This window comes from Cetobacterium somerae ATCC BAA-474, assembly GCF_000479045.1.
GTDB classification, from domain to species: domain Bacteria; phylum Fusobacteriota; class Fusobacteriia; order Fusobacteriales; family Fusobacteriaceae; genus Cetobacterium_A; species Cetobacterium_A somerae.
The window spans coordinates 19,331-30,108 of record NZ_KI518211.1; the positions used below are offsets into that span (position 1 = coordinate 19,331).

A 10,778-nucleotide genomic window follows, 5' to 3' on the forward strand; every position below is an offset into this window, starting at 1 on the left:
AATTATGAAGAAAGTTCTTATTGTTGAAGATGAAAAATCTCTTGCTACAGTTATTTCAGATTCTTTAAAAAATGAGGGATTTGAAACTGTTATAACTCATAGAGGTGATGAAGCAATTGATTGTTTTTATAAAGAAAAACCTGATCTTATATTATTAGATATAAATCTTCCTGGTATGAACGGATGGGAGATTTGTAAAAAGTTGAAGGCATTATCTCAAGTACCTATAATTATGGTTACTGCTAGAGATAGTGAATTTGATGAAATTAAAGGACTTGAATTAGGAGCTGATGACTATATAACAAAGCCATTTACTCCTAAGCTTCTCATTATTAAGTTAAAAAAATTATTTAAACTTAGTAATGACACATTTTTTAAAATTGGAGATATCACTTTTGATTTCAATACATTTAAGCTTGATACTCCTGAAGAAAGTAATATTCTTCCTCGAAGAGAGGCGCAACTTTTAGAATTTTTTTTAAGAAATCAAAATATAATTTTTTCTCGTGAAACTTTACTTAATGAAGTTTGGGGATTTGAATTTTTTGGTGATGAAAGAGCAGTAGATACTATTGTAAAACGGTTAAGAAAAAAACTTGGAAGTTGTGATAATTATATTAAAAGTGTAAGAGGAGTTGGTTATGTCTTTAAAACAGATTAATTTCCCAATAAAACTGAACTTCTTTAAAAAACTATTCCTATTAACAATAGGGATAGTTTTTTTAACTATAATTACCAGTTTTATTTTCAACTCTTTTTTCTTAGATAAATTTTATATTTATAGGAAAAAACAAAGTATTATTGAAATTAGAAATAACATCATTAAACTAATTGATGATAGAGATAAACTTGAAAATTACATCTATTTTGCAGAGGATAATTTTGGAGTTAAGATTGATTTAAACTTTATGCAGAATAATCGTTCACATATGAATAACAATAAAAAGATTTATAACTCTTTAAAATTAAATGAATCTACATTTAAAATAGGTGAAGTTGATGGTACATCTGGAGTTATGTTCATTCGTTACTATGAAAAGTTAAACAATGGTTATATGTTAAGTATTAGAAGTTCTATGGCTGTTATTGCAAAACATATTCATGATATTTTTATATTTAATCTTTTTACTGCTTTTTTCTCTTTATTTGTAAGTGGTATTCTTGTATCTATATTTTCTAAAAAAATAAATAGAAATATCATGTACTTAAAAAATAGTGCTAAAAAAATTGCGAGATTAGAATATCCTGATAACATAAAATTGTCTAGTGGTGATGAACTTGAAGAACTTGCTCAAAGTTTAAATGAAATGTCTAAAGAACTATCTTTTGCTATTGAAAATCTAAAACTTTTTGTTTCTAATGCATCTCATGAGCTAAAAACACCTATTTCAGTTCTTTGTTTATATTCTCAAGCATTAGCTAGAGATAATGTTCCTAGTGAACGAAAAAAAGAATATTATAAAACTATGCTTGAAAAATCTTTAGAGATGAGAACTTTAACAGAAAGTTTACTAACCCTTTCTAAAATAAATTCTCCTGATTATAAATTAACAACACAACAAATAAATTTAGAAAATATGATTAAAAGTTCATTAGAACAATTTGATTATATTGAATTTGAAAAAAATATTAATGTTATTACTAATTTTTCAAATATAGAAGTAAATGGTGATTATAATTTATTAAAAATTGCTATAAATAATTTAGTTCAAAATATGTTAAAATATGCACCTGACGAATCCAATGTAGAAATATTTTTAGAGAATGGTACTCTTATTTTTAAAAACATTATCACTACTGAAGTCAATAAAAAAACTACTGATTTATTTGAACCTTTCCAAAGAGGAGAAAATGCTTTAGATAAAAATACTGAGGGAAGTGGCCTTGGATTATCTTTAGTTAAAAAAATTCTAGAGCTACATCGATTTAACTTTGATTTAAAAATCGAAAATAATTATTTTATATTTAAAATCTTGATAAAAAAACCCGATTAGAAATTCTAATCGGGTTTTATTTTTTATAACATTTTTTCTGCTAATTTAACTTTAGTTAATGCTTGAGTTAATGTCTTTTGAACATTAGCGATATCAATATCCTCAGCTATTTTTTCTAATTTTTCTTTAGCAATTTGAGCTTCTTTTCTCGCAGCTTCTAAATCTATATCTTTAACATCCATAGCTTCATCTGCTAAAATTGTTACAACATTATCAGAGATTTCTACAAATCCACCTGAAACATAGTAAAACTTTTCTTGCCCATTATTTCTAACTTTCATCTCTCCAGTAGCTAATCCAGCAACAAAAGGCGAGTGATTAGGTAATATACCCATATCTCCCTCTGTTGTTCTTAGCATAACAAAGTTTACCTCTTCAGATAATATCTTTGATAATGGAGTTACTAGCTCTAGCTTAAAAGAGTTTGCCATAATTACTCAGCTCCCTTCATAAGGTCTCTTCCCTTAGCTATTGCCTCCTCAATTGTTCCAACATAAAGGAATGCTTGTTCAGGAAGAGTATCGTGCTTACCTTCGATAATCTCTTTGAAAGCTCTTATTGTCTCTTTTACTGGAACATATTTCCCTTCCATTCCTGTAAATTGCTCAGCAACTGAGAATGGTTGTGAGAAGAATCTCTCGATTTTTCTTGCTCTAGAAACTGTTTGCTTATCTTCATCAGATAACTCATCCATTCCTAGGATTGCAATGATATCTTGAAGTTCTTTATATCTTTGTAATATCTCTTGAACCTGTCTAGCAACTGTATAGTGCTCATTTCCAACTATTGCTGGATCTAGCGCTTTTGAAGTTGAATCTAGAGGGTCAACTGCTGGATATATTCCTAGAGATGCAATTCTTCTTGAAAGAACTGTTGTAGCATCTAAGTGAGCGAATGTAGTCGCTGGTGCTGGGTCAGTAAGGTCATCCGCTGGTACGTATACAGCTTGAACTGACGTTATTGATCCTGACTTAGTTGATGTAATTCTCTCTTGTAATTTACCCATTTCTGAAGCTAGTGTTGGTTGGTATCCAACTGCTGAAGGTATTCTTCCTAGTAAGGCAGAAACTTCCGCTCCAGCTTGAGTAAATCTGAATATGTTATCTATGAATAGAAGAACGTCTTGTCCCTCTTTGTCTCTAAAGTTTTCCGCTACTGTTAGTCCAGTAAGAGCAACTCTTAATCTTGCTCCAGGCGGCTCATTCATCTGTCCATATACTAGAGATGTTTTATCAATAACTCCTGATTCTCTCATCTCATCATATAAGTCTCTTCCTTCTCTTGTTCTTTCTCCAACACCCGCGAATACAGATAATCCTCCGTGTCCTTTTGCAATGTTGTTGATAAGCTCCATTATAAGAACTGTTTTTCCTACTCCAGCTCCTCCAAATAGACCTATTTTTCCACCTTTAATGTATGGTGCAAGAAGGTCAATTACCTTAATTCCAGTTTCGAATATTTCTACTTCTGTTCCTTGCTCATCAAAGTTTGGAGCTTCTCTATGTATAGGTAAATGCTCCTCTGTTGTTACTGGTCCAGCTTCATCAACTGGCTCTCCTAAAACATTTAGAATTCTTCCTAAAACAGCTTTTCCTACTGGAACTGTTATAGCTGATCCTGTATCTATTACTTCCATTCCTCTTTGTAGACCCTCAGTAGCGTCCATTGCTACTGTTCTTACAACGTTATTTCCTAGGTGTTGCTGAACCTCAAGAACTAACTCTTTTCCGTCTTCACCTTTTACTTTTAAAGCGTTGTAAATTCCAGGCAATCTATCATTGAACATAACGTCTACAACAGGACCTATTATTTGGGTAAGGGTACCTTTGTTTTCCACTATTGCCTCCTCATTATTCTTAATTTAACGCTGCTGCTCCTCCAACAATTTCAGATATCTCTTGAGTTATCGATGCTTGTCTTCTTCTATTATATTCTAAAGTTAATCCCTTTATCATATCTTCAGCGTTATCCGTTGCACTTTTCATTGCATTTTTTCTTGCAGAATGCTCACTTGCAGTATTATCTAGTAAAGCTTTATATAACTCTATATTTAAATACTTTGGTAATAGAGATGATAAAATCTCTTCTGGAGACGGCTCAAATATATAAGCTTTATTCTCACTTCCCTCAGCTCTTTCTATAGGAATTAATTTACTTACTGTTAGATCACTTACTAAAGCTGATATAAACTTGTTATATATTACGTACACTTCATCAAAAATGTTGTTATAGTAATATTCAACAATGTTTTCACTAATTTCTTTCGCTTTATCAAACATCGTTTCAGGAATTAGTTGTATATACTCAGCCTTTACATCGTAATTTCTCTTTGCACAGTATTCTTTAGCTTTCTTTCCAACTGCAATTACAGAGACCTGTTTCCCACTATTTTCAGCAATCAATCTTTCTAGTGCTTTTAATGTATTACTGTTGAAACTTCCTGCTAGTCCTCTATCTGAACACATAACAATAACTCCAACTTTTTTTACATCATCTCTACCATCAAAAAGTGGATGTTTTTCACTTTTTACACCAGCTGCAATATTTTGTAATATTTTAGCTATACTTTCTGAATATGGCTTTGATTGAGCTACTATTGTTGAATACTTTTTAAATTTTGTAGTCGAAACAATTTCCATGGCCTTTGTAATTTGGTGAGTAGACTGAACACTTTTTATTCTATTTTTTATCTCTCTAGTTCCAGCCATTTGCCCACCTCTCTTTAATTAAAATTCTTTTTAAATGCTACTATAGCTTCTACAATTTTAGCCTCAAGATCTTTATCTAAGCTTTTCTTCTCAACGATCTCATCTAAAATAGTTGTTGTATTTCTCATTTCAGTAATTAATTCTTTTTCGAATCTTCTTACATCTGCAATAGCGATATCATCTAAGAATCCATTGATTACAGTATAGAATGATACAACTTGCTCTTCAACTGGATAAGGACTGTATTGTGGTTGTTTTAAAACTTCCATAATTCTGTGCCCTCTTTCTAATTGAGCTTTTGTAGCTTTATCTAAATCTGATCCAAACTGTGCAAATGTTAATAACTCTGTATATTGAGCTAATTCTAACTTAACTTTAGCAGCAACTTGTTTCATAGCTTTAATTTGTGCAGATCCTCCAACTCTTGATACAGATATTCCGGCATTGATTGCTGGTCTAAATCCAGAGTTAAATAGTTGTGCATCAAGGAATATCTGTCCATCTGTTATCGAAATAACGTTTGTAGGGATATACGCTGATACGTCTCCTGCTTGAGTTTCGATTATTGGTAGGGCAGTTATTGATCCTCCACCTAATTCATCTGATAACTTTGCAGCTCTCTCAAGTAATCTTGAGTGAAGATAGAATACGTCTCCTGGATAAGCTTCTCTTCCAGGTGGTCTTTTTAATAATAAAGACATTTCTCTATATGCTACCGCATGCTTTGAAAGATCATCGTAAACTATTAAAACTGCTTCACCTTTATCCATGAAGTATTCTCCCATAGCTACTCCTGAATATGGTGCTAAATATTGTAAAGGAGCTGACTCAGAAGCTGTTGCTGCAACAACTATAGTATATTCCATAGCTCCTGCATCTTCTAATCTCTTAACGATCTGAGCAACTGTTGATCTTTTTTGACCTATTGCAACGTAGATACATTTTACTCCTGTATTTTTTTGATTTAAGATTGCGTCAATAGCAACTGCTGTTTTACCAGTTTGTCTATCTCCGATAATAAGCTCTCTTTGTCCTCTACCAATAGGTACCATTCCATCTATTGATTTGATACCTGTTTGTAAAGGCTCAGATACTGGTTTTCTTGAGATAATACCAGAAGCTTTTCTTTCTATCTCCATGTATTTCTCAAACTTTATTTCACCTTTTCCATCAATTGGCTCTCCTAAAGCGTTAACTACTCTTCCTAACAAAGATTCTCCAGCTGGAACTGAGGCAATTCTTCCTGTAGCCTTAACCTCGTCTCCCTCTTTAATCTTTGTATAGTCCCCTAGTATAACTGCTCCAACGTTATCCTCTTCTAGGTTTAGAACCATTCCTGTTATTCCGTTAGGAAACTCTAAAAGCTCTCCCGCTTTTGCACTGCTTAATCCGTAGATTCTAGCGATACCGTCTCCTACTTCTAATACAGAACCTGAAGTTTTGACATCAAGACTCTTTTTGTAATTCTCGATCTCAGTTTTGATTATATTACTTACTTCTTCTGGTCTGATTTTCAACTGATTACACCTCCTAATTTTACAAGTAGTTTTTTATTTTTGTGTTAGAGTTTCTAATTGTCTACGGATACTTCCGTCTGTTACCTCATCACCTATTTTGATAATTCCTCCACCTATTAGAGATTTATCCACATTAACTACTAGCTTTATCTTTTTACCTGTTTTATTTTCAAGATTTTTAGAAAGTTTCTCTTTTTGCTCATCGCTTAAAGCAACTGCAAATGTAGCTTCCACATCTAAAATTTGATTTTTTGCATAATCTAACTTAACATACTCTGCTACAATCTCTCTAATTTGTGCAATTCTTCCTTTTTCTAAAATATAGAAAAGAATTTCTACTCCTTCATTAGAGTCTGAGAAAATTTTCTTTAAAGTTTCTTTTTTCTCACTCTCTTTAATTAGAGGATGAGTTATAAAGTTTCTAAAATCAACATCTGTTTTATAAAGCTCCATAGTCGCATTTAATACATCATATATTGATTTAACTTCATTTTTTTGCACAGCAACTTCATATATTGCTTCTGCATATCTTTTACCAATTTGGTTTCCTATCATTTTACTCCCCCTACCTCATCTATAAATTTGTCAGCTAGGGCAGCTTCTAAATCAGAGTTTAAATTCTCTTTTATTATCTTCTCAGCTAATGTTACTGCTAATTGGTTCATTTCAACCTCTAGCTCTTTCTTAGCTGCATGTTTCATCTTTTGAATTTCTAGCTCTGCTGATTTAAGCATTTTGTCTCTTTGAACAGTCGCTTCAGAAATGATAATCTCTTTTCTTTCATCAGCTTTTTTCTCTGCTAATTGAACTATTTTTGTAGCTTCATCTTTAGCATCTTTTAATATTTTTTGAGCTTCTTTATTTTTTAATGCAGCATCCTCGTTGTTCTTTTGAGCTTCTGAGAATTCAGCTGCAATCTTCTCTTTTCTTGTATCCATTAACTTCATTAATGGAGCTTTAAAGTATTTATTAAATATAAACACTAAAATGAAGAAGTTTATTATTTGCCAAAACATGTTAATATCTATCGATACTGCAGGCATATTTGTTGGTGCCAAGTCTTCTACCTCCTTCCTAAAAGTATTTGATGTATTTTATAAAAAATTATCCTAACATTCCTACGAATGGGTTAGCGTATAATAAGATTAGTGCAATTACTAATGAATAGATACCTGTTGACTCTGATACCGCTTGTCCAAGTACCATTGTAGAAATGATATCTCCTTTAGCTTCTGGTTGTCTAGCTACTGCCTCAACTGCTTTACCAGCTGCGTATCCTTGTCCAACTCCTGGTCCTATACCTGCGATCATTCCACATCCTGCTCCTACTGCTGATGCTGCTAATACTATAGTTTTTGCTAACATTAAATCCATAATCATTTACCTCCTAGTTATTTTAAAATTTAATCTTGTTAGTTTTTATTTATCATCGGGACACTCTGCATCCCCTAATGAACCTTGAATATATACCATACTTAGCATTAAGAATACAAAACTTTGTACTACTCCACTAAATATATCAAAATAAAGATGTAACGGTGCTGGAATAACCATTGGTGCCGCTTTATAAATAAGCCCCATTATTACCATTCCCGCAAACATATTTCCAAACAAACGTATAGAAATATTTGTTGGTTTTGCTAGTTCTCCTACTAGATTAATAGGTAACATAAACGGCATTGGCTCTAGTAATCCTTTAAAATATCCTAGTATACCATTTAATTTTATGCTAGTTCCTAAGAATGTAGCTGTAGTTAACATCGCTAATCCAACTGTTGTATTAAGATCTGCTGTCGGTGCTCTAAATGCAGGTGCTATAGCAAACACTCCATCTTCGAAGCTTCCCCAAGGAATTGGTGCAAACATAAGTAAGTTACATCCTAGTATAAATAAAAATAATGTAGCTAGGTATGAGAAATACTTTGCTGTCCATCCTCCTAACATTTGATGAATAATACCATGTAGAAAATCGTAAACTGATTCAGCAGCAACTTGTGCCCTTCCTGGAATCATTTCTAATTTTTTTGTTCCCATTTTAAATAAAAGTGTTAACACTAATATTACAAACCATGTACTTATTACAGTTATTGTAACTGGTAATCCAAACTTTCCATCAGCATATTCCATAGAAAATGGAATTTGATGTAAAAAGTGTGGTAATGGCACGTAAAACATTACTGCAGGTCCTTCTACTAATGGTGGGGTAATAAACTCTATTGGTCCTATTCTCATAAGTTTCGCCTCCTTTCAATAGTTTATTTTAAATACTTAGATTTAAACTTTTTTATATTGTTAAATAAAGTTATAGCTAATATATTAATTTTAATATTTAGTAATCCTATAACTCCACTAACTAACATTGGAAAACCATAAAATTTTGTAGCCAGTGCTAGAAATATCCCGTATAAAAAATATCTTTTCAAATATCCTATTACTCCAACTTTAAATGGAGAGTTTGAAGCTAAGCTTGCTTTTGCATCAAGACATATCATATAAAACCCAACTACTGATAAAATTGCTCCCGAAAACATACCCATATAAACGTATTTATTTCCTGATAAAACTCCGTATATTAAAACTACCACTGCAGTTATAATTCCACGTTTTATTATTTTTTTTAACTCATCCATATATCACTCAACCTTATTTTTTCATTATCAATTTATAAGCGTTATAAAATGCACTAAATACACCTACTATAACGAAAAAAATAAATAATGGTGTGCTTTTAAAAAAATATTTTTCTATTAACTTGTATATGAGAATAAAAACGCCTATATTCCCAACTATTAGAAATCCTAAAAATCCAAGTAGTGAAAAATAATGCATAAAATCTTTATTAAAAAACACCATAAAATTCCACTTCCTTAAGCAAAATTATTTTTTTACCATGTAAAAAAATCTTTCCCCTGCTATTCTATCATTTTTACCAATACTTAACAAGTTTAAATTATTTTTTTCAATAATTTTTCTAATTTCGAACTCTTCAAATATTCTCTTTTCATATAGTTCTTTTAGTTTTTCATAATGTCCTGCTCTATTTTTAACAAAGTATACTGCTTCAACAATATCTAAGTCTTCATCTCTAAAATGCTCCCAAATAATAGTCATATCTTTTCTATCGTCATAATACACTCCACCTGGAAACATTTTATCCATAAACTCTCTATTTATAACATCAAAAATATAAATCCCACCTGGATTCAAATTAGAATAAATAGAGTTCATTAAGTCATCTAGATCTTCAAGTGATGTTAAATGATTCACTGTATCAAAAAGTGACACTATTATATCATAAGTTTCACCTGTACTAAACTCTCTCATATCTCCTAAAAATAATTTAACATTTTTATTTTTTAATTTTTTATTAGCTATTGTTAGCATATCTGCTGATAAATCTAATCCTGAACAATCAAAATCATCTTTTAATCTAAGAAGGGTTTCTCCTGTTCCACATCCTAAATCTAATAACTTTTTACCTTCAACGCCAGATTCTTTAATTTTATCCTTTATTAAATTAGCCCACTGATCATAATCGCAATGTTGCATAAACTTATCATAAACTTTTGAAAAATTTTTATAATACATTTTCTCTCCTAAATTAACTCTTTTTCAACAACTGCAGCAATCTCTTTTGCCACTTTGTCCACTGTTGCCATCTCTTTTCCTTCAACCATTACTCTTACTATTGGTTCTGTTCCAGATGTTCTTACTAATACTCTTCCTAAACCTGCCATCTCTAGCTCTTTTTCTTGTATAAACTTAACTATCACTTCATTTTTATTCCATAGATTTTTTTTACTATTATCTACTCTAACGTTTATTAATAGTTGTGGCCAATCTACTATTTCTCCTACTAGTTCATCTAGTGATTTTCCTGAATCTCTTATAGCTTCTACCAATTTAACAGATGTTAATACTCCATCTCCTGTAGTTCCAAAATCTGATAATATTATATGTCCTGATTGCTCTCCACCTATATTTACATTAAGTTCTTTCATTTTTTCAAGAACATATCTATCTCCAACATTAGCTCTTATTAAATGAATTCCCTTATTTGATAAATAGTTTTCAAATCCCATATTACTCATAACAGTTGTTACAACTTGATTATTTTTTAGTTCTCCTCTGTCTTTCATTCCTAGAGCTAATACAGCAATAATCTTATCTCCATCAATTATGTTTCCATTTTTATCTATAGCAATTAATCTGTCAGCATCTCCATCATAAGCTAATCCTAAATCTGCTTCGTACCCCATAACAACTTTAGATAATATCTCTGGATGTGTTGATCCACATCTAACATTTATATTTTTACCGTTTGGAGCATCATTTATTATAACTATCTCTGCTCCTAAAGCTAAAAATACCTCTTTTGCTACTCTATAAGCTGATCCATTAGCTGCATCTAAAATAATTTTCATACCTGAGAAATCACCTTTTACTGTTGAAACAACGTGATCTCTGTAAAGATAATATTCATCCTCTGCATAAGTAAATCTTCCAACTTCATCTCCAGCAATAGGGTCTTTAGTTATTTCTTCCACATTATCCATTAG

At 31.4% G+C, this 10,778-nt stretch carries 14 protein-coding genes; 2 read left to right on the forward strand and 12 right to left on the reverse strand.

All coding sequences use genetic code 11. The features are described 5' to 3' along the window. The first annotated feature begins 4 nt into the window (after positions 1–4). Both HMPREF0202_RS12940 and HMPREF0202_RS12945 read left to right on the forward strand, forming a co-directional pair. Positions 5–661 carry a response regulator transcription factor gene (locus HMPREF0202_RS12940; RefSeq protein WP_023051169.1) on the forward strand — a complete coding sequence of 219 codons (657 nt, stop codon included), beginning with the start codon at positions 5–7 and terminating at the stop codon, positions 659–661. Beyond that, positions 642–1,994 (forward strand): HAMP domain-containing sensor histidine kinase, encoded by a 1,353-nt coding sequence (locus HMPREF0202_RS12945; protein ID WP_023051170.1) that lies wholly within the window; start codon positions 642–644, stop codon positions 1,992–1,994. The genes HMPREF0202_RS12940 and HMPREF0202_RS12945 overlap by 20 nt, the downstream gene beginning before the upstream one ends. Positions 1,995–2,017: 23 nt before the next feature. Here the strand turns inward: HMPREF0202_RS12945 and HMPREF0202_RS12950 are convergent, their stop codons facing one another. From HMPREF0202_RS12950 to HMPREF0202_RS13005, 12 genes are all read right to left on the reverse strand, one after another. Continuing rightward, positions 2,018–2,425, reverse strand: a complete 408-nt coding sequence (locus HMPREF0202_RS12950) for a F0F1 ATP synthase subunit epsilon (protein ID WP_023051171.1) — start codon at positions 2,423–2,425, stop codon at positions 2,018–2,020. A 2-nt stretch (positions 2,426–2,427) separates the two neighbouring features. Further along, the gene (gene atpD / locus HMPREF0202_RS12955; protein ID WP_023051172.1) at positions 2,428–3,831 is read right to left on the reverse strand and encodes a F0F1 ATP synthase subunit beta; all 1,404 of its coding nucleotides are present in this window, start codon (positions 3,829–3,831) and stop codon (positions 2,428–2,430) included. Positions 3,832–3,850: 19 nt separating this feature from the next. Continuing rightward, positions 3,851–4,702 carry an ATP synthase F1 subunit gamma gene (gene atpG / locus HMPREF0202_RS12960; protein WP_023051173.1) on the reverse strand — a complete coding sequence of 284 codons (852 nt, stop codon included), beginning with the start codon at positions 4,700–4,702 and terminating at the stop codon, positions 3,851–3,853. A gap of 14 nt (positions 4,703–4,716) precedes the next feature. Beyond that, on the reverse strand, positions 4,717–6,219 hold the full coding sequence (gene atpA / locus HMPREF0202_RS12965) for a F0F1 ATP synthase subunit alpha (RefSeq protein WP_023051174.1): 1,503 nt from the start codon (positions 6,217–6,219) through the stop codon (positions 4,717–4,719). A gap of 33 nt (positions 6,220–6,252) precedes the next feature. Then, positions 6,253–6,774 (reverse strand): ATP synthase F1 subunit delta, encoded by a 522-nt coding sequence (gene atpH, locus HMPREF0202_RS12970; protein ID WP_023051175.1) that lies wholly within the window; start codon positions 6,772–6,774, stop codon positions 6,253–6,255. Next, on the reverse strand, positions 6,771–7,277 hold the full coding sequence (gene atpF / locus HMPREF0202_RS12975; RefSeq protein WP_051364176.1) for a F0F1 ATP synthase subunit B: 507 nt from the start codon (positions 7,275–7,277) through the stop codon (positions 6,771–6,773). Before atpF ends, atpH begins: the two co-directional genes overlap by 4 nt. 46 nt (positions 7,278–7,323) lie before the next feature. Then, positions 7,324–7,593 (reverse strand): ATP synthase F0 subunit C, encoded by a 270-nt coding sequence (gene atpE / locus HMPREF0202_RS12980; RefSeq protein WP_040407557.1) that lies wholly within the window; start codon positions 7,591–7,593, stop codon positions 7,324–7,326. A 45-nt stretch (positions 7,594–7,638) separates the two neighbouring features. Next, a complete protein-coding gene (gene atpB / locus HMPREF0202_RS12985; RefSeq protein ID WP_023051178.1) occupies positions 7,639–8,451 on the reverse strand; it encodes a F0F1 ATP synthase subunit A in 813 nt (270 codons plus the stop codon). Positions 8,452–8,474: 23 nt separating this feature from the next. Next, positions 8,475–8,849 (reverse strand): ATP synthase subunit I, encoded by a 375-nt coding sequence (locus HMPREF0202_RS12990; RefSeq protein ID WP_023051179.1) that lies wholly within the window; start codon positions 8,847–8,849, stop codon positions 8,475–8,477. Between the two features lie 13 nt (positions 8,850–8,862). After that, positions 8,863–9,072 (reverse strand): AtpZ/AtpI family protein, encoded by a 210-nt coding sequence (locus HMPREF0202_RS12995; protein WP_023051180.1) that lies wholly within the window; start codon positions 9,070–9,072, stop codon positions 8,863–8,865. A gap of 24 nt (positions 9,073–9,096) precedes the next feature. Further along, positions 9,097–9,807 carry a class I SAM-dependent DNA methyltransferase gene (locus tag HMPREF0202_RS13000; protein ID WP_023051181.1) on the reverse strand — a complete coding sequence of 237 codons (711 nt, stop codon included), beginning with the start codon at positions 9,805–9,807 and terminating at the stop codon, positions 9,097–9,099. 8 nt (positions 9,808–9,815) lie between these two features. Next, positions 9,816–10,778: phosphohexomutase domain-containing protein (locus HMPREF0202_RS13005; protein ID WP_040407560.1), on the reverse strand; the 963-nt coding region annotated here is incomplete at its 5' end.

Coding starts and splice junctions, on each gene's coding strand:
- HMPREF0202_RS12950 (WP_023051171.1), bottom strand. CDS start 2,425: ATGGCAAACTCTTTTAAGCTAGAGCTAGTAACTCCATTATCAAAGATA.
- HMPREF0202_RS12945 (WP_023051170.1), top strand. CDS start 642: ATGTCTTTAAAACAGATTAATTTCCCAATAAAACTGAACTTCTTTAAA.
- atpH (WP_023051175.1), bottom strand. CDS start 6,774: ATGATAGGAAACCAAATTGGTAAAAGATATGCAGAAGCAATATATGAA.
- atpG (WP_023051173.1), bottom strand. CDS start 4,702: ATGGCTGGAACTAGAGAGATAAAAAATAGAATAAAAAGTGTTCAGTCT.
- HMPREF0202_RS13000 (WP_023051181.1), bottom strand. CDS start 9,807: ATGTATTATAAAAATTTTTCAAAAGTTTATGATAAGTTTATGCAACAT.
- atpE (WP_040407557.1), bottom strand. CDS start 7,593: ATGGATTTAATGTTAGCAAAAACTATAGTATTAGCAGCATCAGCAGTA.
- HMPREF0202_RS12940 (WP_023051169.1), top strand. CDS start 5: ATGAAGAAAGTTCTTATTGTTGAAGATGAAAAATCTCTTGCTACAGTT.
- HMPREF0202_RS12995 (WP_023051180.1), bottom strand. CDS start 9,072: ATGGTGTTTTTTAATAAAGATTTTATGCATTATTTTTCACTACTTGGA.
- atpB (WP_023051178.1), bottom strand. CDS start 8,451: ATGAGAATAGGACCAATAGAGTTTATTACCCCACCATTAGTAGAAGGA.
- HMPREF0202_RS12990 (WP_023051179.1), bottom strand. CDS start 8,849: ATGGATGAGTTAAAAAAAATAATAAAACGTGGAATTATAACTGCAGTG.